The 25,522-nt window shown below is 58.7% G+C and carries 17 protein-coding genes; 9 read left to right on the top strand and 8 right to left on the bottom strand.

Going from position 1 to position 25,522, the window contains the following annotated elements:
- Window positions 1-43 precede the first annotated feature (43 nt).
- The 5 genes from V9K67_RS15850 (at window position 44) to V9K67_RS15830 (ending at window position 10,505) form a co-directional block, all read left to right on the top strand.
- A complete protein-coding gene (locus V9K67_RS15850; RefSeq protein WP_336724040.1) occupies window positions 44-1,138 on the top strand; it encodes a cellulase family glycosylhydrolase in 1,095 nt (364 codons plus the stop codon).
- 311 nt (window positions 1,139-1,449) lie between these two features.
- Window positions 1,450-3,894: a bifunctional YncE family protein/alkaline phosphatase family protein gene (locus tag V9K67_RS15845; RefSeq protein ID WP_336724038.1), complete on the top strand. Its 2,445-nt coding sequence runs from the start codon at window positions 1,450-1,452 to the stop codon at window positions 3,892-3,894.
- Window positions 3,895-4,165: 271 nt separating this feature from the next.
- The gene (locus V9K67_RS15840; RefSeq protein ID WP_336724037.1) at window positions 4,166-7,363 is read left to right on the top strand and encodes a SusC/RagA family TonB-linked outer membrane protein; all 3,198 of its coding nucleotides are present in this window, start codon (window positions 4,166-4,168) and stop codon (window positions 7,361-7,363) included.
- A gap of 50 nt (window positions 7,364-7,413) precedes the next feature.
- Window positions 7,414-8,928 carry a SusD/RagB family nutrient-binding outer membrane lipoprotein gene (locus V9K67_RS15835; protein WP_336724036.1) on the top strand — a complete coding sequence of 505 codons (1,515 nt, stop codon included), beginning with the start codon at window positions 7,414-7,416 and terminating at the stop codon, window positions 8,926-8,928.
- A gap of 41 nt (window positions 8,929-8,969) precedes the next feature.
- Window positions 8,970-10,505, top strand: a complete 1,536-nt coding sequence (locus tag V9K67_RS15830; RefSeq protein ID WP_336724035.1) for a DUF5689 domain-containing protein — start codon at window positions 8,970-8,972, stop codon at window positions 10,503-10,505.
- A gap of 479 nt (window positions 10,506-10,984) precedes the next feature.
- Here the strand turns inward: V9K67_RS15830 and V9K67_RS15825 are convergent, their stop codons facing one another.
- The 3 genes from V9K67_RS15825 to V9K67_RS15815 form a co-directional block, all read right to left on the bottom strand.
- Window positions 10,985-13,702 (bottom strand): UvrD-helicase domain-containing protein, encoded by a 2,718-nt coding sequence (locus tag V9K67_RS15825; protein ID WP_336724033.1) that lies wholly within the window; start codon window positions 13,700-13,702, stop codon window positions 10,985-10,987.
- A gap of 112 nt (window positions 13,703-13,814) precedes the next feature.
- Window positions 13,815-14,156, bottom strand: coding sequence for a hypothetical protein (locus tag V9K67_RS15820; RefSeq protein WP_336724032.1), 342 nt, complete (start codon window positions 14,154-14,156; stop codon window positions 13,815-13,817).
- A 100-nt stretch (window positions 14,157-14,256) separates the two neighbouring features.
- Complete coding sequence (locus V9K67_RS15815) at window positions 14,257-14,925, bottom strand: M23 family metallopeptidase (protein WP_336724030.1); 669 nt, start codon at window positions 14,923-14,925, stop codon at window positions 14,257-14,259.
- A gap of 556 nt (window positions 14,926-15,481) precedes the next feature.
- On the opposite strand from V9K67_RS15815, the gene V9K67_RS15810 reads away from it, so the two are divergent.
- Complete coding sequence (locus V9K67_RS15810; protein WP_336724029.1) at window positions 15,482-16,087, top strand: HD domain-containing protein; 606 nt, start codon at window positions 15,482-15,484, stop codon at window positions 16,085-16,087.
- Window positions 16,088-16,098: 11 nt separating this feature from the next.
- Here V9K67_RS15810 and V9K67_RS15805 read toward each other — a convergent pair whose 3' ends face one another.
- Together V9K67_RS15805 and V9K67_RS15800 are read right to left on the bottom strand one after the other, a co-directional pair.
- Window positions 16,099-16,461, bottom strand: coding sequence for a hypothetical protein (locus V9K67_RS15805; RefSeq protein WP_336724028.1), 363 nt, complete (start codon window positions 16,459-16,461; stop codon window positions 16,099-16,101).
- Window positions 16,462-16,698: 237 nt separating this feature from the next.
- Window positions 16,699-17,721: a M57 family metalloprotease gene (locus V9K67_RS15800; RefSeq protein ID WP_336724027.1), complete on the bottom strand. Its 1,023-nt coding sequence runs from the start codon at window positions 17,719-17,721 to the stop codon at window positions 16,699-16,701.
- Window positions 17,722-17,902: 181 nt separating this feature from the next.
- Here V9K67_RS15800 and V9K67_RS15795 point away from each other — a divergent pair, with 181 nt between their 5' ends.
- Window positions 17,903-18,790, top strand: coding sequence for a LamG domain-containing protein (locus tag V9K67_RS15795; protein ID WP_336724025.1), 888 nt, complete (start codon window positions 17,903-17,905; stop codon window positions 18,788-18,790).
- Window positions 18,791-18,877: 87 nt separating this feature from the next.
- The gene (locus tag V9K67_RS15790) at window positions 18,878-19,336 is read left to right on the top strand and encodes a hypothetical protein (protein WP_336724024.1); all 459 of its coding nucleotides are present in this window, start codon (window positions 18,878-18,880) and stop codon (window positions 19,334-19,336) included.
- A gap of 65 nt (window positions 19,337-19,401) precedes the next feature.
- Here V9K67_RS15790 and V9K67_RS15785 read toward each other — a convergent pair whose 3' ends face one another.
- From V9K67_RS15785 to V9K67_RS15775, 3 genes are all read right to left on the bottom strand, one after another.
- A complete protein-coding gene (locus V9K67_RS15785; protein ID WP_336724022.1) occupies window positions 19,402-20,625 on the bottom strand; it encodes a styrene monooxygenase/indole monooxygenase family protein in 1,224 nt (407 codons plus the stop codon).
- 216 nt (window positions 20,626-20,841) lie between these two features.
- Entirely contained in the window at window positions 20,842-21,537 is a 696-nt protein-coding gene (locus V9K67_RS15780) for a thioredoxin domain-containing protein (protein ID WP_414696778.1), read from the bottom strand.
- Between the two features lie 135 nt (window positions 21,538-21,672).
- Window positions 21,673-22,593, bottom strand: coding sequence for a glycosyltransferase (locus V9K67_RS15775; RefSeq protein WP_336724020.1), 921 nt, complete (start codon window positions 22,591-22,593; stop codon window positions 21,673-21,675).
- A gap of 320 nt (window positions 22,594-22,913) precedes the next feature.
- Between V9K67_RS15775 and V9K67_RS15770 the strand changes: the two genes are divergently transcribed.
- Window positions 22,914-25,235, top strand: a complete 2,322-nt coding sequence (locus tag V9K67_RS15770) for a glycoside hydrolase family 3 N-terminal domain-containing protein (RefSeq protein WP_336724019.1) — start codon at window positions 22,914-22,916, stop codon at window positions 25,233-25,235.
- Window positions 25,236-25,522: the final 287 nt, after the last annotated feature.

Here is a 25,522-nt window from a genome sequence, read left to right as displayed (position 1 = left end):
GCTGCCCTTTGCATTTTATTCATCATTAAATCGTTATTCGGTTATGCAAGCAAGAAGTATTTTCTTCTCCCTGTTGTTGTTCCTGTCGCTCGGTTCCCCGGAGGTCCGGGCGCAGAAGGGCAAAAAGCAGGCGGCGGTGGCCCCGGCCCAACAATGGCCGGCGGAAAAAGCCAATGCCTGGTACGGCGGCCACAAGTGGCTGACCGGGGCCGATTATATTCCTTCCACCGCCATCAACCAACTGGAGATGTGGCAGGCCGAAACCTTTGACCCGGCCACCATCGACAAGGAGCTGGGCTGGGCCGAAAAGATCGGCTTCAACACCATGCGGGTATTCCTGCATTCCCTGGCCTGGAAGCATGACCCCGAAGGGTTTAAAAAAAGAGTGGACCAGTTTTTAGCCCTTTCCGAAAAGCACGGCATCAAGCCGATGCTGGTATTTTTTGACGACTGCTGGAACAAGGATCCAAAAGCCGGCCCGCAGCCGGCACCGAAAACCGGTATTCACAACTCGGGCTGGGTGCAGGATCCCGGTGATCCCTATTCGAAGGACAGCACGGTGTTCCCGGGCCTGGAGAAATACCTGAAAGACGTAATGACCACCTTCGCCCGCGACAAGCGCATCCTGTTGTGGGACCTGTACAACGAGCCCGGCAACTCGGGCAAGAAGGAAACGACCCTGCCCCTGCTGAAAAAGGTCTTTCGGTGGGCCCGGGAAGTGAACCCCGACCAGCCGCTGACCGCCGGCCTGTGGGCCTGGGACTTCGAGGAGCTCAATGCCTTCCAGGCTACGAATTCAGATATCATCACCTACCACGATTACGAAGAGCCCCAGTGGCACCAGCGGGTGATCGACCTGCTCAAGGCGCATGGCCGTCCCCTGATCTGCACCGAATACATGGCCCGTACCCGCAACAACCGCTTTTCCAACACCCTGCCCCTGCTGAAAAAGGAAAAGGTAGGTGCCATCAACTGGGGTTTCGTCAGTGGCAAGACCAACACCATCTATGCCTGGGATACCCCCATCACCAACGGCAGCGATCCCGTCGAATGGTTCCACGACATCTTCCGTCCCGACGGAACGCCTTACCGGCAGGACGAAGTGAACCTGATCACAAAACTGAATGCCGAAAAATAGCCGGAAGATTTTTCCCGGCCCCCCAGCCGCAGGTTGTCGGCCGGCCGGCGCTGCTGGCTGGCCCGCAACAGGCAGAGGGCGACAAAGGATTGGAAAACGCCCAGGGCAATGATGTAATTCATAAAAAAAGAGGGGTGATACGGATACGAAAATATCAACCCGGTATTACCGAAATATTAAGGCCGCCGGTCCGTCACGATGCGTTCACTATTTGGTAACAATCCCGTAATATGCTGTCCCGGCGGAGGGACTACTTTTGCGGCCTGAAACAACGTTGAAACATCGATCCTTGCCCCAAAACCATCGTCACCATGAAGAAATTGATTTATCTCGGCGCTCTCTGCAGCCTGTTGCAGGCGGGGGCGCAGGCACAAAGCACACCAGCCGGTGCGCAGGAGTCGAAAGGCAGCCTTACCCTGCCCAATGGCTGGCGGTTGTCGCCGGCGGGCCGCTCCCTGCCGCTGGGCGACCTGCCGCTGAACCTGGCCGTTTCGCGCTCCGGCAAGTGGATCGCCGCCACCAACAACGGCCAGGGCGTCCAGAGCATCCAGCTGATCGATGCGCGGGCCGAAAAGCTCCTCGACGCGGCCGTAATTCCCAAATCCTGGTACGGCCTCAAGTTCAGCGCCGATGAAAAATACCTCTATGCCTCCGGCGGCAACGACAACCGTATTTTGAAATATGCCCTCAGCGGCGGGCGGCTGCAGCTGGCCGACAGCATCGTGCTGGGCCCGAAATGGCCCGAAAAGATCGCCCCGGCAGGTATCGCCCTCGACGATGCCGCCCAGCTGCTGTACGTGGTCACCCGCGAGAACAACAGCCTTTATATCGTGGACCTGCAAACGAAAACCACGCTCCACCGGCTGCCGCTGGGCGCGGAAGCCTACACCTGCCTGCTGTCGCCCGACAAAAAAACGCTGTACGTTTCGCTCTGGGGCGCCGACAAGGTGGTGGCGGTGGATACCAAAGAGCGCCGCATCGTTTCGGAGATCGCCGTGGGCGACAACCCCAACGAGCTGCTGCTCGACAAAAAGGGCCGCCGGCTGTACGTGGCCAACGCCAACGACAACAGCGTTTCGGTCATCGACCGCAAGCAGGGAAAGGTGATCGAGGTACTCAATGCTGCCCTTTACCCCGATGCTCCCGCCGGCTCCACCAGCAACGGCCTGGCGCTTTCCGCCAACGAAAAGACCCTCTACATCGCCAATGCCGACAACAACTCCCTGGCGGTGTTTGATGTGCACGAGCCGGGCCGCAGCCGCTCGAAGGGCTTTATCCCCGTGGGCTGGTACCCGACGAATGTTAAGGTGGTGGGCAAAAAGATCTTTGTGTCCAACGGCAAGGGCTTTTCCTCCTTTGCCAACCCCGGCGGCCCCAACCCGGTCAACCGCCGCCAGAAGGTGACCTACCAGAAGGGCGATTCGACGGCCGAGCGGAAGGTGCAGTACATCGCCGGCCTGATGAAAGGCACCCTCTCCATCATCGACGAACCCTCGGAAAACGCGCTGGAAGGGTATACCCGTGCCGTTTATGCGAATACGCCCTATACGAAGGAAAAAGAGCTGCTGGCGACCGGCGAAGCGGGCAACCCCATCCCCAAAAAAGTCGGCGATCCTTCGCCCATCAAATACGTCTTTTACATCATTAAGGAAAACCGCACCTACGACCAGGTGCTGAGCGATGTGCCCGGCGGCAACGGCGACACCAGCCTGCTGCTGTTCGGCGAAAAGATCACCCCCAACCAGCATGCCCTGGCCAGAGAGTTCGTGCTGCTGGATAATTTTTACGCCGACGGCGAGGTCAGTGCCGACGGCCACAACTGGAGCACCTCGGCCCATGCCACCGATTATCTGGAAAAAACCTGGCCCACCAGCTATGGCGGCCGTGGGGGCACCTATTCGGGCGAGGGCAACCGCGCCATCGCCAACCCCAAAAAAGGCTTTATCTGGGATTTTTGCAAGCGGGCCGGCGTAACCTACCGTACCTATGGCGAGTTTGCCGATAACTACAAGGCTAATATCCCTTCGCTGGTGGGGCATTTCTGTCCCTACTTCACCCCCTGGGACCAGACGGTGCGCGATACGGCGCGTTTTTACCAGTGGCGCCGCGAGTTCGATTCGCTGGTGGCGGCCGGTGCGGTGCCCCGGTTCAATTCCCTGCGCTTCATCAACGACCATACGGAAGGCCTGAAAGTAGCCCGGCCCACACCCTTTGCCCACGTGGCCGATAACGACTGGGCGGTGGGACTGTTTGTCGAGCACCTGTCCAAAAGCCCCATCTGGAAGGAAAGCGCCGTGTTCATCGTGGAAGACGACGCCCAGAACGGCCCCGACCACGTGGATGCCCACCGCACCACCGCCTACGTGGCCGGCGGTTTTGTGAAACGGAAATTTGTGGACCATACGATGTACTCCACTTCTTCGATGCTCCGCACGATCGAACTCATACTGGGCCTGCCGCCCATGAGCCAGTACGATGCGGCCGCCACCCCCATGTGGCGCTGCTTTACCGCCACCCCCGATCGGACGCCCTTTACCGCCCTGTCCCCTAGGGTGGACCTGGCCGAGGTGAATAAAAAGCTGACGCCCAGCGCCCGCCTGAGCCAGACCTTCGATTTCAGCCAGGAGGACAAGGTGCCCGACCTGCTGTTCAGCCAGGTGATCTGGAAGGCGGTAAAAGGAGAGGCGTCCGAGATGCCGGCCCCCCGCCGCAGCGCTTTCTTCAAAGCAGGAGCGGAAGAAGAAGACGATGATTGATGCCTTCCTAAAAAAATTCCTATAAAAAACGAACGCCCTTCCGGAAACGGAGGGGCTTTTCTTTTTCCTCCTGCAATTTATTCTAACGATGTTATTCACGTTGATGCTCACCTGTTTACAGAAGCTTCATGCTGTGTTCATATTAAGGTAACAGGGCCCGGATACTTTTGCGCCACTCCTGCAAGTGGCACCGGGCAACGATCCGGGGGTCTTTCTGAATTGTTTCCGCCACCTTTCCCCTGCAGGTGAAACACCTAAACCATTTTTTTGCATGAAGTATTTTTTCCTTCGTACCGGCCAGCGGTTGTGCGGCCTTTCGGTGGGGCTGTTGTTGCACGGCAGCCTGCTGGCGCAGCAACAGAAAGTTACCGGTACGGTGCGTAACCCGGCCGACAACCAGCCGGTAGCCGGCGTGAGCGTACAGGTTAAAGGCACCAACCGCCGGGCGGTATCCGACGCCAACGGCGTCTTCACCCTGTCTGCAGATCCTACGGAAACCCTTATTTTTTCCTCCATCGGTTTCCAGCCCCGCGAACTGAAAGCAGGGGCGAAGGGGCACCTGAACGTGCTGCTGGCAGAGGACGTGCAGCAATTGAGCGACGTCGTGGTGACGGCCCTGGGGATCAAACGCGAAGAAAAAGCCCTCGGCTACGCCACCACCACCGTCAAAGGCGAACAACTGACCGACGCCATGGCGGGCAACTGGACCGACGCCCTGTCGGGAAAAGTGGCCGGCCTGAACCTGGTACGCTCCAACAGCGGTCCCGCCGGTTCCAACAAGATCATTCTCCGCGGCGAAAACAACCTGACCGGCGAAAACGAAGCCCTGATCGTGGTGGACGGCGTGGTGATCAACCACGGCAGCGGCCGCCGCAACGCCATCGGCGGTGAGGTTACCTACGGTACCGGCAGCGACAACATGCCGGCCGACTACGGCAGCAGCCTCAACGACATCAACCCCGAAGACATCGAATCGGTAAACGTGCTGAAGGGACCCGGCGCCGCCGCCCTTTACGGCCAGCGGGCCGCCAACGGCGCCATCATTGTTACCACCAAGTCGGGCAGCAGCAAGCGCAAAGGCCTGGGCATTAACCTCAACTCCAACGTGTCGCGGGAAACGGTGAACCGCTGGCCCGACCTGCAGTTCGAATACGGCCAGGGCCTGGACGGCGCCACCTATTATTCGTTCGGCGCCTCGGCCGACGGCGGCAGCACCAGCGGCACCTCCTCGGCTTACGGCCCCCGCTTCAACGGGCAGTCGTTTTTCCAGTTCAACCCGCTAACGCAAAAGCAGGACAGCGTGCGCACACCCTGGGTACCCTACCGCAATAAGATCAACGAATTTTTCCAGACGGCCCAGACCGTTTCCAATACCATCAGCATCGACGGCGGCACCGAAAAGACCTCCGCCCGCTTCTCGATGAGCAATGTCCACAACCAATGGATCATTCCCAATACGGGCTATAAGCGCAACAACGTCGCGCTGTCGGTGAACTCCAAAGTGAACGACCGCCTGCAGATCGCCTCCAAGGTCAATTACAACAACCGCAACAGTGACAACCTGCCGGGGGCCGGCTACGGCAACCAGTCCATCATGTACTGGTACATTTTCTGGCAGCCCAATGCCGACCTCGACTGGCTGAAAAATTACTGGGTGAACGGGCAGGAGGAGCGCAAGATCCTTTATCCCTACAGCACGTTCCCGGAGAACCCCTATGCCGTGGCGTATGAATTCATCAACCGCTCCAACCGCCATGCCGTTACCGGGAATATCCAGGCCACCTACGATTTTACCAGGGAGCTGAGCCTGCAGGTGCGCACCTCCATGGACCTTTCCTACGAGCAGCGGGCCCAGGAGCGTCCATATGATGCCGGCTCCAAATACCAGAAGGGCAGCTACCGTACGCAGTCGATCTTTTCGCAGGAAGCCAGCAGCGATTTCCTGCTGAAATATGCCCGCAAAATCGGCAGCGACTGGGATGTTACCGCCACTGTCGGCGGCAGCGCCCTGCGCAACCGCTACAACCGCGATGAAGTGCGGGCCGACTCGCTGACGTACCCGGGCACCTATTCCATGGCCAACAATGCCGGTCCGCTGGTGACCCTGCCCTACAGGAGCCAGTATGCCATCAACAGCTTTTACGGACTGGTCACGGCAGGCTACAGGGGCTTCCTGTTTGCCGACCTCACCGGCCGCCAGGACTGGAACAGCGTGCTGGCGACGCCCACCCGTACGGCCAATGCCGGTTTCTTTTATCCCTCCGTCAACCTGAGCTTCGTAGCCTCCGAAGTACTGCACCTGCCCCGGGTCATCGACTTTGCCAAGCTGCGGTTGTCCGTAGCCGAGGTAGGCAGCGGGCAGAACACTCCTTACCGCACGGCCTTTAACTATACGTCGGCGGGCAGCCTGTTCAGCGGCGGCCTGGAAAACCCCGGAACCCTGGGCAACCCCAACCTGCAGCCGCTGAGCACCATCAGCTACGAGGCCGGTGCCAACGTCAAGCTGTTTAAAAATCGCCTGGGCGTGGACGTGGCGGTGTACACGGGCCATACCAAAGACCAGATCCTGGACCGCCGGCTCGACCAGGCTTCCGGTTACCCCCGGAACGTGATCAATGCCGGGGTGGTGAACAACAAAGGGATGGAAATTGCCCTGAACGGCACGCCGGTAGCGGTGAAAAACGGCCTGAAATGGACCACCAACCTCGTTTTCTCCGCCAATACCAACCGCATCAAGGAACTGTCCGACAGCTCGCTGGTGCTGCAGACCGGCCCGGTAGGCGGCGGCCAGATCGTAGCCCGGGTGGGCGGCAGCATGGGCGACCTCTATGGAAGGGGCTACGTGCGGGCACCGGACGGCCAGGTGGTGTACAACAACCAAACCGGCGTGGCCCTGATCTCGCAGGAAGTACAGTACCTGGGCAACACCATTCCCCAATGGAAGATGGGCTTCACCAACGAGTTCAGCTATAGAGGTTTCCGCCTCCACCTCCTCTTCGATGCCCAGTACGGTGCCGTGGCCCACTCCCTGACCCACTACAAGCTGGCCGAGCAGGGCAAGCTGACCAAGACCCTCCCGGGCCGCTACAGCGGGATTATCGGCAACGGCCTGGTGCAGGAGGCTGATGGCAAGTACCGCCCCAACGACGTCATCGCCACCGATATCGACGAATACTACCGTTCGCATTATGGCGTGGACAATGCCGAGGGCAGCACCTTCCGCACCGACTTCATCAAGTTCCGCGAAGCGCGGTTCGACTTCAGCTTTGCGCCGCGGATGATCCGGAAGATCGGGCTGCAAAAGGCCACCATAGGCGTGTACGGCCGCAACCTGGCCATCTGGTCGCCCTGGCCCATGTTCGATCCCGAATTCGGTACCCTGAGCGGCACCGATATCGTACAGGGTTTCGAGATCGGCCAGTTCCCCTCCACCCGCAGCTTCGGGTTTAACCTGGTGGTAGGACTGTAAGCAGCGATACGAAGTATGGAAACTACATACGCATAACATTTACGAAGAACATGAAAAAGCTTTTTAATAAAATTACCGGCGCCGTGCTGTTGTTCAGCCTGGCGCTCAGCTCCTGTACCAAGGATTTCCAGGAGATCAATACCGACCTGAATACTACCCCCAACGCCCTGCCGCAGCAGTTGCTGGCGCCGGCGCTGGTCAGCACCCTGCAGTACAATATGCTGCGGAACCGCAACTTCAACAACGAGCTGATGCAGGTGACCGTAGACCTGGGCGATGGCGAGGGAAAGGTGTTTCGCTACGATTACCGCTCCACCTGGGCCGACTACCTGTATAACGGCTGGTACACCGAGCTGACCAACTTCAAGGACCTGTATAAAATCGCCAGCGGCGAACTCAATGACAACAAGTCGTACAGGGGCATCTCCCTGATCTGCCAGTCGTGGATCTATTCGCTGATCACCGACACCTATGGCGATGTGCCTTATTTCCAGTCGAACCAGGCCCGGGATTCGCTGATTTACGAACCGGCCTTTACGCCGCAAAAAGAAATTTATGCGGATATTTTCAAAAAGCTGGAAGAAGCCAATAACCTCCTGCGGGAAAATGCGGCCATCGTCGGGGCGAGCGACCCGGTTTATGGGGGGAACGTGAGCCGGTGGCGCAAGTTCGGCAACTCGCTTTACCTGCGCCTGCTGCTGCGGGTGTCGGGCAAGGCCGAAGCAGCGGAAGGCAGTAAAGCCAAGATCCGCGAGATCGTGGAGGAGAAAGCTGCCGACTACCCGGTCATGACCAGCAACGACGAATCCGCGATCCTGCGGTGGACCGGTGCAGCGCCCTATACCTCGCCGCTGCTGACCGTTCGCGAGCAGGACTTCCGCGCCCCCGGCATTGCGAGCTTCTTTATCGGCAACCTGGTGGACTGGAACGATCCCCGTATCGACATCCCCACCTATGGAACCAACGGGATCAACCGCTGGGCCATTGCGCCTTCCGGGGGCCAGTTCCTGGGCGTGCCCAGCGGCTATGCGCCCGGCGACAACCCGGTAAAAAAATCCTACTTCTATTCCACCACCTCCACCTCCACGCTCATGAGCGAGCCCCTGGCCGGCATGATGATGAACTATGCCGAGCTGAAGTTCATCCTGGCCGAAGCGGCGGCAAAGGGCTGGATCGGCGGTTCGGCCGGCACCTACTATACCGAAGGGGCCCAGAACAGCATTACCCTCTGGTTGCCTACCTGGTCGGTGCCCATCAACGACTTCCTGGTCGCCGCCGATATGCAGTGGGATGAAAACGCCCCCCTGGAACAAAAGATGGAGCGTATTCACCTGCAGAAATATTATGCCCTGTTCCTCACCGATCTGCAGCAATGGTTCGAGTACCGCCGTACCGGGCATCCGAAGCTGCCTAAGGGCACGGGCCTGCGCAACAACGGGGAAATGCCTTCCCGCATGACCTATCCCGTTTATGTGCAATCCACCAATCCCACCCACTACAAAGCTGCCGTAGCGGCGCAGGGTGCCGATGTGATCACTACCAAAGTATGGTGGCAGAAACCCTAAGCGCAATCAGGGTTCCGAACCCTTCCTAAAACTTAAAGAACATGAAAAATAGCTTCGCTTATTCCTTTTTATTACTGGCCGGCGCCCTGGCCTGGGGATGTAAAAAAGACAATTACCCCGGCGGGCGCATCAGTCCCTATATTGCCGTTTTAGATGTGCGTGACCTCTACCAGGGACAGGACCTGGCCCTTTCAAAAGAGAAGATGTTTGGCTCCTCCACGATCACCGGCGTCGTGGTGTCGGACCATTCCGGGGGCAACCTGCCCGCCGGGCTGCTGGTGGTGCAGGACCGCAGCCGGTTGTCGCAGCTCCGGGGCCTCTCCATAGCCCTGGGGGCCAAAGCCGCGGTCTATGCGCCGGGCGATTCGGTGGTCATCAACCTCGAAGGCGGCGTGCTGACGCGGGCGGACGGCATCCTCCAGGTAAAAAATCTTTCGGAAGGCGCCGTACAAAAAGTATCCTCGGGAAATGCCATTCCCCTGAACCGGGTGCCCTCCAGCCAGATTGCGGCCGATCCCGGTAAATACGAAAGCACCCTGGTGGTGGTGGTCAAGGGCGGCTTCAACCCCCTGCCGGCGCCGGCCGACGTCCTGGGGGGCGATAAACGGATCAACGACGGCTTCGGCGAGCTGGCCCTGCGCACCGACAGCAAGGCGGCCTTTGCCGGCAACCCGGTTCCGGTCAGCGCCAACTTTTACGGCATCGTCTTCAATACCGAAGGGGCCGACGGCAAGCTGGTGCCCCAGTTGCGGATGCGGACGTCGAATGATGTATCGGTGCTGAGCGCCACCGTGGAAATAGCGCCCCTGGTCATTACCGGCTTCCTGAGCGATCCGGAGAACAAAACCGGCGAAAGCGAAGGCAATTACGAGTATATCCAGCTGATGGCTACCCGGGATATCGATTTTGCCGCCACTCCTTTTTCCCTGGTGACGACCAACAATGCCGGCGCTTCCACGCCCACGGGCGTCCCTGCGAAGGGATGGGCCACCGGCGGCCTGCGCTCGTATAAGATCAACCTGAATACGGGATCGGCGGCCAGGGGCACCTACTTTTACGTGGGCGGCACCGGTAAACGGATCAACGGCGCGGCTTCTTCCGACATCAGCAGCGCCAACTGGGTGCGGGCATACGACTATACCGCCGCCGCCGGGGAAGGCTTCGGCACCAAAACCTCCAACCTGCTGGCCAACAGCGGCAATGCTTCGGGGATAGCGGTTTTTGCCGGAACGGAGGTTTCCTCGGATTCCAGGCCCCTGGACGTGATCTTCATCGGCACCGGCGGCACCCTGGTATCGGACGACGGCCTGACACAGGGCTACAGCATCACCAATACCGACTTTTACGATGTCCGCAATCCCATTACCCTGGCCGAACAGCCCTTTTACCGGAGCGGCGCCAACACCCTTGCTTTTGGTTACGGAACGTCCAACCTGGGCCTCTTCAACCAATTGGGAGGCGAATACAACGTCGCCCTGGGCAAATGGACCAAGGCCCGTACCCAGACCCTGATCGACCTGAGCGACAAGTCCGTCATCGGGGAAATTGAAGGGCCGGGCGCCACCCAACTGAAATAAGGCCATTTTCTTCCAGCCGTCTGTCATCCCCTGTTCCTGCGCTCTTCGGAGCCGGGGCGGGGGATGCGTTTTTAGGTCCCGGCATGCTTCCGTTGAGGCGTGGTAGGTTCACCTTGTGGTGGTTTATTCGTCGGTACACGTTTTTTACTGAGGAGGAACGTCTTACGTAGCGCTGGAGAAGCCCGCAGGGCTTCACTGTGAATAGCCCCGGGTGCAAGCCGGGGAACGGCAGCGATTTATCACGACAACCCCAACGGGGTTGACTGTGGGACCTTCAACTATACACGCAATCCGGGATCAGAAAGGCTTTTCGAAGAAATCTTCAGAGTTGTAACCTTTTATAAATCGAACAGGACACAATCAACCCCATGCGGGGTTGGGCTAACGTACTACGGCTGACCCCGGGTTGCACCCGGGGCTATTCACAGTGAAGCCTTTCAGGCTTCTTGTTCATCCCGGTCCTTCCGCATATAATATTATTAATTTCCCCATTCCATTTTCGTGTATCCGCAACCGAAAGCGGCGTTCGTGCAGCTGTAAAATTTGTAGGGGCTGCCGTTTTTGGAAACGCCTTCCTTGCGGAACACCACTTCGGCGTTGCCGCAGCGCGGGCAGCGGTTGGCGGAAAGTTTATTGTCCGAGGCTTCCAGCTCGGTAATAAAGCCGGAGGGCGAGGAGGGGTCCGCCAGGAAATAAACGGCCTCGCGGGCCCGGGTCATGGCCACGTAGAACAGCCGCCGCTCCTCGGCCTGCTCGAAGGGCTCCTCCTCGCCCAGCACCAGCTGCAGGGCCGGGTCGTCGGCAATGCCCGAAGGAAAGCCATGCTTGCCGGCATTGCAGTTGATGACCACCGCGATCTCCGCTTCCAGCCCCTTGGCCCGGTGCACCGTCAGGAACTCGGCCTCCAGCCGGAACAGGCTGCCGCCGGCGGGATCTTCGTACTGCACGATGATCTTTTCATTTTCCTTAAGAAATTTCCATTTGTCCGCTTCGTAGGCGTATTCGCGCACCGGCCCTGTAGGCGCCTGGGGATCCTGTACCCGCACCTTCACCGTTAGTCCCGGCTGCGGTTTGATGCGGTTGATGTCAAAACCGTACCGCCCGAGGAGGTAGATCCGCTTGCTTTCGAGCTGGGCGCAGGTGGCGTAGAGGTGGTCGAAGAGTTCCTTCAGGGCGGGACCGTCATTGCCACCGGGTAAGGCAGGCCGGATTTCCCAGGTGGTCTTTTTTCCCCTGCCGGCGCCCTTCAGCTCCTTCTGCAGCTGCCCGGGATTCTTCTGGATAAAGGTGCCCGACAGGCCGGCCAGGGGCTGGTGGAAGCGGTAGGTGGTCTCGATCCGCGAGGTGGCCGTGGGGCCGAAATAGCTTTCAAACTCGCGGAACAGCGACAGGTCGCTGCCTGTGAAGCGGAAGATCGACTGCCAGTCGTCGCCCACGCAAAACAGGCGGCAGGAGGGGTGGACGGTCCTGATGGCTTTGAGCAGCTGGTAGCGCCCCACCGACAGGTCCTGGAACTCGTCGACGATGACGTAGCGGAAGGGACGCTTATAGCGGCCGTTTTCAATATAATCCGCGGCCCGGTTGATCATGTCGCTGAAGTCGATCAGGCCGTTAGTGGCCAGGTGCTGTTCATAGCCTTCGTAGAGGGGGCGGACCAGGTCGAGCAGCAGGGCGTTGCGTTTGGGGAAAAAGGAGAAAGGTTCCTCCCCGTTCTTTTGGAGCACTTCCTCCAGGCTGTAATGGTTGGCCTTCATCAGGGTGATGAAGGTGCCCAGCAGCGAGAGGAAGCCGTCCACTTCCTCCGGTGCGGCGGAGCGGATGGTGGCCCAGATTTGTTCGGGGGTGCGGGGCTGCAGTTCCAGGCCGGCCCCTTTCAGCCGGCGGGAAAGGTTTTTCAGCAGCGTGCCTTCTTCTCCTTCGAAGCTGAAGGTCTCTATCAATGTCGTGCCTTTTTTCTGGTGGAGCTCCCGTTTCCATTGGATGCTGCTGCCGTATTTTTCACTTCCCTCGGGGTTGTCGGCGCCCCCGAACCAGGCCGGGACGCTGCCGTCCCGGGCGGTGGCCCAGTGTTCGAGGTACACCACCTTTTCGCCCTGGCGGAGGGTGAAGGCCGGCCGGTAGGGCCGCCCGCCGGGGTCTTTTGCGGAAAACTCGTAAGGCGTGCCGTAGGTGTAGGCAATGCCGTTGAACAGCAGGAAGTTGGCGATGCGGTATTCCTCCACGCTTTGGACGATTTCCCGGCGGGGCGCGTTGTTCTTGCCTTCAATAAGCTTGTAGGGGCGAAAATGCTGCTCCTTTAAATACTGGATATAGGCGCCCTGGCTCCCAAAGGCGAAGGGGGAGCGGTCGGGTTTGAGGTACTGGGTGAAGAAGGTGGTCAGCTGCTTCAGGTATTTGGCGTGGCGGCACTGCTCGGCAAAAAGTTGCTCCAACAGGGGGGCGAACTGCTGCTCGGCAAACAGGCGGGGCGGTGCACCCTCGGCCTCGCGGATCACCTCGCGGCCGAATTTGTGAAAGGTGCTGGCCTCCACGCCGGTCCCCATAAGCCGGCGGCCGAGCTCCGCCGCCGACTTGCCGGTAAAGGAAAGCAGCAGGATCTCCGCCGGCGGTACGTTATAACGTTGAAGGACATAGCCTACCTTGCCCACGATGGTGGTGGTTTTGCCCGAGCCCGCCCCGGCGATCACCAGGTTGTTGTCCTCGTCGGTGACGATGGCGGTGCGCTGCTGGGCGTCGAGGCTGCGCCCTTCCACTTTGTTGAAGAAGGAGCGGTAGCGTTCTTTTTCGGTTTCGATGAACTGGCGGTTAAAGGCGTGGCGCAGGTCGTCGGCATGGGCAATGTCGGTGAGGAAGCTGCGCACGAGTTCCTGGTCGGCCGGCGGAAGTAGGTCGAGGGGTTTTCGTTTTATGGAGCGGTACAGGCTGCCGTATTGTTCCCTCCAGCAGGAGAGGCGGTAGTGCGAGCAATAGCCGTTGCTTTCCGCCAGCAGGGCGTCGAAGGCTACCTGGGCCTGCCTTATTTGTGGGAGCCGGGTGGCGAAAAACTGCAAGAGGTCCTGCCGGTCTTCTTCGTTGGCAGGCTCGGGTGGGGTCTTTTCCGGCTGCCCGGTTTTTTTCTCCTCCTTTAAATAATAGATCCAGACGCCCATGGCCGTAAGGCCGGACAAAAAGAGAAAATCGACGAGTAGTGTATCCATGGTTAAAGCGGCTGCGTGCTGTCCCTTCGGGGCAGGGCAGCGGGCAAAGAACGCTCAAAAATGGAAAAGGGCAAAACCGGGCCGGCACTTCCGTGCCGGTTACCCGTTCGCCCTATTCCGCCCCCCTATTTGGAATAGGGCATATGCACGTCCAGGAAGGTTTTGCCCGCCTCGTTCCATTGCCGTTCAGCTCGTCGTCGAGGGTGGGGCGGTATTTTTCCAGAAAAGCGAAGTCGGTGGCGGTAAGGTAGAGGCGGCGGTGATCGAGGGCCTCCAGGAACCGGTGGAAAAGGTCGTTGGAAAAAGCGTCATCTACCGGGCGGGGACGTACGTGGTTGGTTTCAATCACCCGCTTCAGCACCATGGCCTGCTGTTGCAGGGTCGCCTGGGCCCGGGACGATAAGGATGGAAGCAACAGGCCCGTCAGGGAAAGGGCAAGGAAAGCGGTTCTCACAGCAGGTTTCATGTTCAAACAGGGTAGAATACCCGCTAATATAAAGAAAAAATCCGGACGGACCGGGCGTTGCGGCCCTTCGCGGGAATACCAGGATTCCTTACTTCCGGGTTTTCTTTACCGGCTTTTTGCGCACCACCGGGGCGGCCTTTTTCTTTACGGGAGTTGCCTTGGTAACCGTCCGGCTGGTTTTTTTACTGACTGTCCTGCTGCTTTTCGCAGCCACCTTGCGGACCGTTTTCTGGGGGCTTTTGGGGGCGGAGACCACCTTTTTGGCCCCGGACACATAGGGGAGGGGGTTCACCCACTGGTTTCCCTGCGTCACGCCGAAGTGCAGGTGGGAAGGAGTGGTGCGGGCATTCCCCGTGTTGCCCACGGTCCCGATCACCTGGCCTTTCCGTACGCGCTGTCCTTCGGTTACCAGTTGTTGGTCGAGGTGGGCGTAATAGGCGGTCCAGGCCTGCCCTGCGGGGCGCAGCCACAGGGTTTTGCCGCCGATGGGGGTATGGTCGCGGGTAACGATGATGCCGTCGCAAACGGCCACTACCGGCGTGCCTTTGCGGGCGTGGATGTCGATGCCTTTGTGTTTGCGGATGCCGCCGGCGCGGCTGGCGCCCCATTTGTCCCGGACCACGCTCCGGTGGCCCGCCACCGGGAACACGGCCGCTTTTTTTACTTTGGAGGCGCCTTTATCGACCCGGGGGGGCTTGGCGGCAAAGGAAACAAAGGTGGCGGCTATGAAGGCGATAAGCAGGGACAGTTTTTTCATCAGAACAGGACGTTTTTCCTCGTAACTCGCAAATGTCCCATTTATTTTGTTGAAAATGCTAATAAAATCCTAATCCGGCTTGTAATTGTCCCGTCCGCTCCGGTTTTCCCGCCAGCGTTTTTAGGGTTGGCAACGGGCGTTCGGCCTGATTCTCAGCCGGTAGAGCGAAGGCCCTGGGCGCAGCAGGCGCGGCAAAAAAAATCCCCTCCGGGAAGGGGATCAGTAGGGTCAGGCCGGACGGTTGTGTCGGTTAGGCGGTGGCCTGCTTGTTCCCTGGGTAAAGGCCTGGGGTATCCGGCGGTACGGATTGAAAACGGGCGATTAGGGACACCCCTTGCTAAGAAAGGAATTAACGGGCAAAAATTCCGTCCTGAATCAATGGTTTTTTACGATTCGGCGTTTTTACGTGCCCGTTTCTACGTAAACCTACCTGCTGTGTCGGCGCACCGGTGTTAACGTAAAGATCATCTTCTGTTCATATTGCGGTAAAGCTGCGCCAATAGGTTTGAGGGACCACCCGGCTGAGAGGTGGGAAAGGCATCCTCAAATTAGTTGTATGAATACATTTTTGGAAAATGAGCTGGCGGTGGAGATCAATGCCGCCAAGGTAACCGCCGCTATTATGCATTTATTTGAAACCCACGGCAACCGGGAGCAGGACGGCGTGTTCCTGTCGCATACGGCGCATATGATCCAGTGCGCGATGCTGGCCCTGCGCGACGGGGCCGGTCCGGAAATGGTGCTGGGCGCCTTCCTGCACGACATTGGCCACCTGCTGAAACGCGAGCCGCGGGCCGGGTTAATGGGGCCTTACAGCCTGGTGGACCATGATGAGCTGGGAGCCCGCTACCTGGCGGAGCGGGGCTTTTCCGAAAAAATCTGCGCCCTGGTGGAGCTGCATGTGCAGGCCAAACGCTACCTGGTGGCCACCAATGCGGATTACGCCAAAAAGTTGTCCGAAGCCAGTTGGCAGACCCTGCAGTGGCAGGGCGGACCCATGACCGCCGCGGAGCTGCAGGAATTCCGGCAGCATCCTTATTTCAAGGAAGCCATCAAGGTGCGGTACTGGGACGAGGAAGCCCGCGACGGGCAGGCAAGGCTGCTGCCGTTAAGCCTGTTCGGGAACCTGATCTTCAATTTCCTGAGCAGCCGCATTCCGTAACCCGGAGGCGGCTACCAGCATTGCTGTACCTGGCCGGAGCCGCGTACGGCGAAAAAATCGGAGCAGGGAAAATAGTGGGCGGCCCGTTTCATTTCGGCCACCTGGAAGCGTTCGGCCTGTTCGCGGCAGCGGAAGGAGCGGCGGAATACCCGGGTGCGGCCGTCTTCGAGGTAGTGGGCTTTGAGGGGGTGGTTGCAGAGGATGCGGAAGTCCACGCCGTAGCCCCGGCCGTCGGGCAGGGGAACCACATAAGAATAAACCCGGTCGGTTACGGCCCGGTAATAGGTTTCGTTTTCAAATTCCTTTTCCCAGCGGCGCAGATGGGAGGAAAGGGACAGGCCGAAATAATGCCGTAAGTGCTCAAGTACCTTCATGGCTGTGCGAACATTTGGGTTACAGACTCCCTGTTTCGGGTTGGGATTATTGCGGGAGCGGACGCCTGCTAAAAGCCTGGAATTTAGACCTTAAGAGCGGGCGTCCGCATCCGCGGCAACAAAATTAAGCGGGCGAAACGGATGTTCGGAAGCTTTGCGGGCCAGCTAAGGGAAAACCTTTTATTTGCTATGGTGTTCTTCTTAGAACTAAGGGTAGAAAACCGGAATGATCCACTCCTATTTTCCCGTGGAGGCCGTGCCGGCAGCCGTGTTTTTCCGGAACAGGCCCTTGCTTGCCTTTTTTTCCACGCGGAAGTTCTGGCGGAAGTCCCGGATGCTGGGGGGCGGGGCCGGTAAGGTTTCGGTTTTTTTCGCTTCGGTTGCCTTGGTCGTATCCGTTACCTGGGTCGTTTCGGTAACCTTGGTGGTTTCGGCGGCCTTGGTGGTATCGGTTGCCTGTGTTACCCCGGTTGCCGGCTCGGGCTGCGGGTAGAGGGTGCGTACCGCCAGCAGGTCGAAGGCCGTGAATTGCGACCAATTCAGCACGGAGGCGTTCATGATGGATTGCGCATCGGTCGTGGGCGTGCCTTCGATGAGCGATCCCCAGGTGCTGTTGGTATGCGCCAGGCCGATGGAATGCCCCAGCTCGTGGGTGAGGGCAAAGCGTTTTTTGGCCACGGTCATGCCATTGTGATAGGTATTGATGGTGACGCGGTTGCCGGGATTCCCGTAATAGTCGGGGTAAGCGGCGGAAGCGATGGTAGACGAAACGGAATAGTTGGTCGTTACTTTAGTGGTGGCGCCGGTGGGGGAGTTGACCCGTTGCAGGCGCACCCGGCTGCCGGCCGCGTTCCAGGAGGCGATGGCCGAATCCAGGACGGTGAGCCATGCGGCCGGCACGGTGGTATCGGCATAAAGCGTGATGGCATTTACTTTCTCCGGCTTGATCAAATAATAATGCTGCTGGTGGGTGGCGGCCTGTACGCCACTGGTAACCCCATGGTGGGCAAAGCGGCGCACGGCATCCTCAAGGGTTACATAGCTGTCTTCCTCCACTACAAATTGCTGCAATTCTTTTTGGTACACTACCGATGCGGGATCGGTTCCCAGCGACTGGGCGACGGCTTGCTGCAGGGAGGCGATGTCATGGCTTTCGGTGGCAGGCGCCAGGTCTGCGGTGTCGGATTTTTTGCAGGAGGTGCCGGCAACTGCCAGGGCCAGGGCAAGGATCAGGTTTGCGGGACGCATGAAAGATTTCATAGGATGGTGATTAAGGGCAGGCAAAAGTAGAGCTGGCTGGGGCCGGTCCGGGCCGGAAATCGTTGAACCGGGGGCAAACTGTCGGTGAACGGGTCCCGGAAATCAACCGCTTCCCTTCCGGAACGGTCCGGCCCGCCTGTTCCCTTTTTCTTCCCGGAGGCCGATTAACCCTTAAAAGCGTATGAAACGACCCTTCGGTTTTACCCTACCGGTACTGGCACTGCTGCTGGTGCTGGGGGCCTGTGGAAAGGATACCGCCCTGCCCGGCGAAGAAGCCCATCCTGCCGGTCTTCGGCCGGAACCAATTTCGGAAGCGCTGGCTGCAAAGACCTACGACCAGCTGGTGCTGGCGGCGCAGCCGTCCGGCTACTGGTTGTTGACCAAGGGGCAGCGGTCCGATGCCTCCGGTAACGGCCTCACCGGCAGTTATTTTGGAGGGGGCAGGGGGGAGGCCCGGCTTCCCAATGGAGAAACGGCCAGCGTATTCAATGGAAGCGACAGTTATTTCGAAATACCGGACCATCGATTGCTGGAAGTGACCCGTACGGGGGTCCTGACCATCGAGGCCTGGATGCGCCCGGATGTGGCCGATTTCCCGGCGAGTGAGGGGGACGGTTATGTGCACTGGATGGGTAAAGGAACGTTGCGCAACCAGCTGTGGGCCGCCCGGATGTATAATGCCGGCGCCGCCGGCCGCTCGCAGCGCATCAGTGGTTATTGCTTTAACCTGGCGGGCAGCCTGGGGGCGGGATCGTACTTCCAGGAGGCGGAGCCCCTGGGTGCATGGATCCATTATGCCCTGGTGATCAATACCGTTCAAAAGAGTGCCGCCTACCCGTCCGGGTATACCCGGGTGTATAAAAACGGCGTGTTGCGGGATACGGATGGCCTGCACCTGTATGCGGTGGTGCCGGGCGACGGTACCGCACCCATGCGGGTCGGGACCAGGGATGGGTCCTCGTTTTTTAAAGGGGCCATTGGCAAAGTGGCAGTGTACGGTTATGAGCTGCCGGCCTCGGTGTTGTTGGCGCATAACCAGGCGATGCGGGCCCGGCGCAAGCCCCGGTAAGCAGGGCCTGCCTGCCTGTTCCAGGCCCGCAATTTGTGGCCACCCCTATGGACGGGTCTTGTATTTTCTTTTTTAAATACGCTGCTTATGAAACGTGTTCCCCCTAACAGCTCCCCTTCCTGCATCCGGCAGGGGCTGTCTTTTCCCGCAGCGCTCCTGGCTGGATGCCTGCTCCTGGGCGGTAGTGCCCCGGGCGAACCGCTAAGCCCGGCGCCTGTTCATCAATTTTCGCACGGCCTGGAGTTCTGTCTCCTGGGGTTATGGATGCATTCCCACGAGGAGGATTCGCCGGGAGTTACGGTCTACCGGCCGGAAGGCTTTGACTTTCCTGTTGCACGGGGGCGGACCGGCTATGAGTTCCGTAAAAAGGGAAAGCTGGTGTATATCGGGATTGCACCCTGGGATGGTCCGGAAAAACATTCCGGTAGCTGGACGATCGTAGGGCCGGACCGGGTCCGGATCAACATTTACCACGACCAGGAAAAGCCCTTCGTTTTAAAGGTATTGTTGTGCGATCAGCAGGTGCTGAAAGTCAGGAAGGAATGAGGCAATTTCGGATGTCGGATTTCGTCTCGCCCCAGGCGAGACGAAATCCGACATCCGAAATGTTTCTAGTAGGCCCCGTGCCGGGCCAGGAAAGCGGCTGCCCCTTCCGGTGACCGGAAGATCTCCCAGTTCTTTTCCGGCTGGTTGAAATTATCCGCCAGTTCGTTGGCCAGCTCGCGGTTTTGGGCGGCGGCAATAAATAGTTGAACGGCATGGGGCGGGGGAGGCTGCAGGGTCATGTTGGTCCATTCGGTCACGGCCTGGGCAGCTTCCCAAAGTTTTTGCTCGGTCCGGCGGCAAAAGTCTTCGTCGAAAACTTCGTTTTCCAGCAACGCCTTGCCCAGCACCCAGGCGCATTTGGAAGCCGTATTCGCACCCTGTCCCAGGACCGGGTCGTTCACGATATGCATATCGCCAAGGGCCAGGGCATATTTGCCCGCTCCCAGTGCCGTATAACCGCGGCGAACCGTGGGGGTGATGGCTCCCTGCACGATATCCTGGGGACGGTTGATGCCGAACTCGTCGGGATCGATCAGTTCATAGATAGGAGGGGCGTGCTGGCGCACCAGGTCGAGCACGGTGGCATTGAAGGTTTCGGGGTCGTCTTCGTAGCGCATCGAGGCGATGGGTGCTAAGGCCCCGCCGGGAATGGCTTCGATGAGGATGCTGCAGACACGGCCGCCAAACGTAGTAAAGGGCATCAGGAAGATTTCTCCATGGCCGGGGGCGATATTGTACAGGACGCTGATCGGGTCGGGGATACGGAGGCCCTTGTAAAAGGCGCCGGTGATCAGGCGTTGCGGCTGGGAGTAGGGCGACTTTTCGGGATCCGTGGGAAACAGTTCCGTCAGGCCGGCTTTCCCGGCAGCCACTACCATCAGTTGGTGTTTTTCAGAAAGGCGGGAAACGTCCGCCGCCTGGAAGTTGCCTACCACCACGTCGCCGCCCCGATTGCTGAAATCCTCCAGCAGGGTGGATTGGTACAGGCGCATGTCTACGGCGCTGGCCTGCCGGTTGAGCGCTCCTTTCCACACAATGGCGGGCTCGACGCCGATGTGCATGTGCACGCCATGGACGCCAAAGTCGGGGAAGTCCCAATGGTCCACGTCCAGCGCCCGTTCCCGCTCCCGGGTGTGGTCAAAACGTACCACGAGGCTGGACAGGCGCCCTTCCCTAATCTGGTCCGGTGTCCGGTCGCTGTACAGCGTCACCTCCAGGCCCTGGCGTTGCAGCATCAGTGCCAGCTGCAGGCCGGCGATGCCGGATCCGATAATGCCGATACTTTTCATATTTCAGTTGGTTTTAGTGCTTTTAAATCGTTTGCCTTCCGGCTTGGTTTTGCTCAGCCGGAAGCTCCCGGTCGTTTCCCCCGTCCAGCGGTGTCTAGTCGAATTGGACTCCGCACCGGTAAACAAAAAAAGGCGGTTTTCTGAAAAATAAATATCGGCAAAGCTCATCTGTAATGCAACTAATTTTTAGGCATTCGCGCCTTCACGGTTGTTGCTTTATTGAAGGGGCTTCAGCAAAGCCTCTTTGGGCAGCAGGCCGCTTTGCCGCCACACCTCCTTGCCGTTTTTGTACACGATAAAGGTGGGAAAGGTTTCCGCCCCTAAATCGGCTGCCAGCTTTTCCTGCTCGCCACCGTCTACCCGCAGGAAGACGAGGCCGGCCCCTCTTTCGCGGAGTACTTCCTGTACCAGGGGTTCCATCCTTTTACAGGGCGGACACCAGGCAGCGCCCACATCCACCAGCACGGTTTTATCCGAAGGAATTTGCAGGCGGAATTCTTCCAGGGTCATTTGCCTTGTTGTCGCTTTGCCTTCCACCGGCAGGCGGGCGCCCTTCCAGGCAGTGATGCCGCCCACCAGGTTGTACACCTGGGTAAATCCCTGCTCCCGCAGCGCTGCCGCTGCCGCGCGGCTCCTTCCGCCGCTCAGGCAGTAGACGTATACCGGCCTGGATTTGTCCAGCGCCCCGGTCCGGTCCCGGAACGCTTCCGGGCGGGTCCAGTCGGCGAGAAAGGCATTTTTCAGGTGCCCGCCGTTGTACTCCGCCAGGGTGCGTACGTCCAACAGCTGGATGCCCTCGCCGGTGGTTCCTTTTTGAAAATCGGTTACGGGCAGGTCGCCCTGTTGCGCCCGGCAACTGCCGGCCGCCGCTAGCGAAACGAATAAAAAGGCTGCTATGATTGTATTTCTCATGATATCGTTGTTTTCTACATCCTGCCCTTGGGGGTTGCGTTCCCGGCAGCCGGGAGGCGGTGGGCAGGGCAAAGATACCGGCCCTGTAAACCTGTTTACCTTCCAGGCAATTTCTTTAGGTGGTTATAAGGACCCCTAGATGTCGAATGCCGCTTGCAGGTTTTTCACCGGCGGCAGGGCAATGTTGGGCATCCCGGGGAAGGATCGTGGGTGGTCGGGTACACTCCAGGTATTTTCCAGCCGTCTTTTGAAGTCGTCCTCGATCTTTTCCAGCGGGTAGGGAACCCCGTAACACTCCTCGAACCAGGCCATCATTTCCTGCAAGCCGGGTTCGCCGTCCCGGATAATCGGTGCCTGCATCACGGCGGGCCTTGGCGTAAAGAAATGCAGCATGCCATAATCCTTTCCCGAAAGGATACGCGGCGAAAAGGGCATGATGCTCAGGTCATCCATGCGGTGCCAGCCGTCCCTTTGGAGGCAAAGCAGGTTCAAAATGGCCTGTTCCGGGTAAAAGGCCACCTCGTGGAAAGCCCGGGCAAGGGCCATGAGTTCCTGGTAAACCGCCTTGTCCGGCCGGAACAGCAGCGCCCCGGCGTTAAAAGCTGCTTCCATCAGGTAATTGTTACTGTTGAAAAAATGCCGGAAGAAGAACTGCCGGAAGTCGAACCCCGAATTGAATTGTTTGACAAAGGGCGCAAAATCGGGGGAAGCGCCGATCAATTTTTTGGAAGCCGTAAAATCATCGAAATATTTTTGAAGGTTCGAATAGATGATCATATCCGCGTCCAGGAACAGGACGGTCTCCTGGATATCCAGGCGGAACGCCTCTATTTTGGCCCATATCAGCGGGTGCCATTGGCCATAATGGAGCCCTCCATCGGTAAATTCAATCACCTCCACATTGGCAGAGCGCTTAAAATGATCCGCTATTTTTTCCGTATCGGCTTTTAAGGTATAAACGATGATCCGGGGGAGATGGTGATAATGATTCAAGCCGTTGATGACGGCCGTGGCCATGCGGATATAGCCATAATCGATAGCAAGGATAAAAACCATATGGGGTAAAGTATTAAAGCACCACCTTGCCAGGCCTGTTGGTGCCGGGCAGGGTTTATATGCATGAAAATAAATATAGGCCAAGCTCATCAATATAAAAAATTTTCCAGCCTGCCCGCCGGGAAGCCGAAGAACTGGGCACGAAGAACATCAAGCCTGCTCTTTTCCCGCGCCTGCAGTTTATAGAAAATTTCTCTTCTTCCTGGCCCCCAAGAGCCTATAACGTTCGGGAACAGGCTATGACCGGGCAGGAGCGAAAAAAAATAGGAATGCTTATTTGTTTTTGATGGAAATTCCCGCTCTCAAAGATGGTACACCATATGAAAAGAATCATCCTCCTGCTGCTGGCAGCCAGCGGCCTTCCGTTCATCGGCTTCTCCCAGCTGCCTGCCTATAAAAACAAAAAGCTCGCTCCCGAAGCCCGGGCAAAGGACCTGGTAGCCCGGATGACCCTGGAGGAAAAACTGATGCAAACCCAGTGCCTGTGGGATAAATCCATCTATGCCCCGAACGGGAGTTTTGACCGGGCCGGGGCGGAAAAGGTCTTTAAAAACGGGCTGGGGGAAATTGCCCGCATCAACGAAGGGGCTACGCTGGGGCCATTGACCTACCGGCCCCGGGAGGCGGCGCTGCTGTACAACCAGGTTCAAAAATATTTTATTGAAAATACGCGGCTGGGCATCCCCGTGATAGTGCACGAGGAAAGCCTGCACGGGCAGCAGTCCCAGGATGCCACCAACTTTCCCGTGCCCATCGGCCTGGCCAGCAGCTGGAACGAAGCGCTGATGACGGAAATTTATTCCGCGGTGGCCGAAGAAGTGCGGGCCCGGGGCGGCCAGCACGTGCTGGCGCCCGTAGTGGACGTGGTGCGGGACCCCCGGTGGGGGCGGACCGAGGAAACGATGGGGGAGGACCCGTTCCTTATTTCCCGCCTGGCGGTGGCGCAGGTCAGGGCATACCAGGGCAACAGCGTGTACCTGGATAAACGGCATGTAGCCACCACCCTGAAGCACTTTGGCGTGCACGGCCAAAGCGAGGGCGGCCTCAATATCGCCCCCAGTCACGTGGATGAGCGCACGGCCCGCGAGATCTTTTTCAAGCCCTTCCAGGCCTGCATAGCGGCCGGCGCTATGAACGTTATGGCCACCTACAATGAACTTTGGGGCCAGCCGGCGCACAGCAACCAAAAACTGCTCAGCGGCATCCTGCGGGGCGAATGGGGCTTTAAAGGCGTGATCGTTTCGGATTACGGCGCGGTCAGTGATTTGCACACCCTGCACCAGCTGACCCCTTCCCTTGACGAAGCGGGATTGCTGGCGTTCCGGGCGGGCGTGGACCTGGAAACACCGGCTGTGGCCGGATTCAAAAACCTGAAGCAATATGTGCGGGATGGCCAGCTCCCGGTGAAAGAGCTGGATGCGGCGGTCAGCAGGATCCTGGTCCAAAAATTCCGGCTGGGTTTGTTTGACGACCCATATGTCGACCCCGAACAATCGGAAAAAGTGGTCGGCAACGACCAGAAAAGGGCCCTGGCCTATAAAGCGGCCACCGAGTCCCTGGTGCTGCTGAAAAACGACCATAACTTCCTACCCCTGGACAAAAGCAAGGTCAACACGATCGCCTTTATCGGTCCGAATGCGGACCGGTGCGTGCTGGGAGGCTATTCGGCCCTGCCAAGGGTTGCGGTCTCGCCGCTGCAGGCCCTGAAAGAAAAGCACGGCGGACAAATGAAAGTCCTCTATGCCGAAGGCGTCCGGATTACCGATACCAACAGCTGGTTTGCCGATAAGGTGCGTTTGCTTTCCCAACAGGAAAACGAAAAACGGATCGCAGAAGCGGTGGCTGTGGCCGCCCAGGCCGATGTGGTGGTGCTGTTCGTGGGCGGCAATGAAAGCACCAACCGGGAAGGCTGGGCCCCAAAACACCTGGGCGACCTGCCTACCCTGGAATTGCTGGCCGGGCAAAACGAACTGGTCCGCCGGGTGGCGGCCCTGGGCAAGCCTACCTGCGCCTTTGTCAACAGCGGTCCGCCCCTGGAAATTGGCCCCCTGGTGGAGGCGGTGCCTGCCGTGCTGCAATGCTGGTACCTGGGGCAGGAGGGCGGCTATGCTATGGTGGATGCGCTTTTTGGCGCCGTGAACCCCGGGGGCAAGCTGCCCATCAGTTTCCCAAGAACCGCCGGGCATATTCCTGCTTACTATAACCACCAGCCTTCCGCCCGCCGGGGCTACCATTTAGGGTTCCCCACAGGGCCGCTGTTCCCCTTTGGCCATGGGCTGAGCTATACCACCTTCCGGTACGGGCCGTTGCGCTTGAGTGCCTCCTCCATGCCGAAGAACGGTAGCGTCACCCTCAGCGTGGAGGTAAAAAATACCGGTGCCCACAGGGGAGCGGAAGTGGTACAGCTCTATATCCGCGATGAATTTTCCTCGGTTCCACGGCCGGTAAAGGAATTGAAAGGCTTTCAAAAGATCTGGCTGGAGCCGGGCCAGGCGCAAACCGTCACCTTTTCCATTGCCCCGGATTTACTGGCCTTCTATGACCGGGACATGAAGTGGGGGGTAGAGCCGGGCGATTTCCTCCTGATGGTGGGTACCTCCTCCGAAAAGACCGACAGCATCCGGCTAAAGGTCACGGAATAGTCCGGAAGCGGTTTCAGGAATGGGAAAAAGGAATAAACCGGTGGATGGATGCTGCCTGTTTTACATTTTCGGTGGGGGGCAAAGCTTCACCCAATAAGAACTGCCTGTTTTGGGAGTTGCCGACCCGGCAGGCAGGATGGAGCAGGACAGCTCAGGGCAGTTGGACAAAGGTTTCGTCGTATTGTTGTTCCTTCATCAGCTGATCCGCTGGTCCTTGTATTGCTTCATTAACTACGCTTGCACATGAAAACAACTTTACGCACGCTCCGGGCAAAGTTCCGGTCCTC

It is taken from the genome of Huijunlia imazamoxiresistens (genome assembly GCF_037132455.1).
Classification (GTDB): Bacteria; Bacteroidota; Bacteroidia; order Chitinophagales; family Chitinophagaceae; genus Flavisolibacter; species Flavisolibacter imazamoxiresistens.
The sequence above is the reverse complement of the archived record's forward strand: the minus strand, read 5'-3'. Positions and strand labels throughout refer to the sequence as shown.

Coding starts and splice junctions, on each gene's coding strand:
- V9K67_RS15850 (WP_336724040.1), top strand. CDS start 44: ATGCAAGCAAGAAGTATTTTCTTCTCCCTGTTGTTGTTCCTGTCGCTC.
- V9K67_RS15845 (WP_336724038.1), top strand. CDS start 1,450: ATGAAGAAATTGATTTATCTCGGCGCTCTCTGCAGCCTGTTGCAGGCG.
- V9K67_RS15840 (WP_336724037.1), top strand. CDS start 4,166: ATGAAGTATTTTTTCCTTCGTACCGGCCAGCGGTTGTGCGGCCTTTCG.
- V9K67_RS15835 (WP_336724036.1), top strand. CDS start 7,414: ATGAAAAAGCTTTTTAATAAAATTACCGGCGCCGTGCTGTTGTTCAGC.
- V9K67_RS15830 (WP_336724035.1), top strand. CDS start 8,970: ATGAAAAATAGCTTCGCTTATTCCTTTTTATTACTGGCCGGCGCCCTG.
- V9K67_RS15825 (WP_336724033.1), bottom strand. CDS start 13,702: ATGGATACACTACTCGTCGATTTTCTCTTTTTGTCCGGCCTTACGGCC.
- V9K67_RS15815 (WP_336724030.1), bottom strand. CDS start 14,925: ATGAAAAAACTGTCCCTGCTTATCGCCTTCATAGCCGCCACCTTTGTT.
- V9K67_RS15810 (WP_336724029.1), top strand. CDS start 15,482: ATGAATACATTTTTGGAAAATGAGCTGGCGGTGGAGATCAATGCCGCC.
- V9K67_RS15805 (WP_336724028.1), bottom strand. CDS start 16,461: ATGAAGGTACTTGAGCACTTACGGCATTATTTCGGCCTGTCCCTTTCC.
- V9K67_RS15800 (WP_336724027.1), bottom strand. CDS start 17,721: ATGAAATCTTTCATGCGTCCCGCAAACCTGATCCTTGCCCTGGCCCTG.
- V9K67_RS15795 (WP_336724025.1), top strand. CDS start 17,903: ATGAAACGACCCTTCGGTTTTACCCTACCGGTACTGGCACTGCTGCTG.
- V9K67_RS15790 (WP_336724024.1), top strand. CDS start 18,878: ATGAAACGTGTTCCCCCTAACAGCTCCCCTTCCTGCATCCGGCAGGGG.
- V9K67_RS15785 (WP_336724022.1), bottom strand. CDS start 20,625: ATGAAAAGTATCGGCATTATCGGATCCGGCATCGCCGGCCTGCAGCTG.
- V9K67_RS15780 (WP_414696778.1), bottom strand. CDS start 21,537: ATGAGAAATACAATCATAGCAGCCTTTTTATTCGTTTCGCTAGCGGCG.
- V9K67_RS15775 (WP_336724020.1), bottom strand. CDS start 22,593: ATGGTTTTTATCCTTGCTATCGATTATGGCTATATCCGCATGGCCACG.
- V9K67_RS15770 (WP_336724019.1), top strand. CDS start 22,914: ATGAAAAGAATCATCCTCCTGCTGCTGGCAGCCAGCGGCCTTCCGTTC.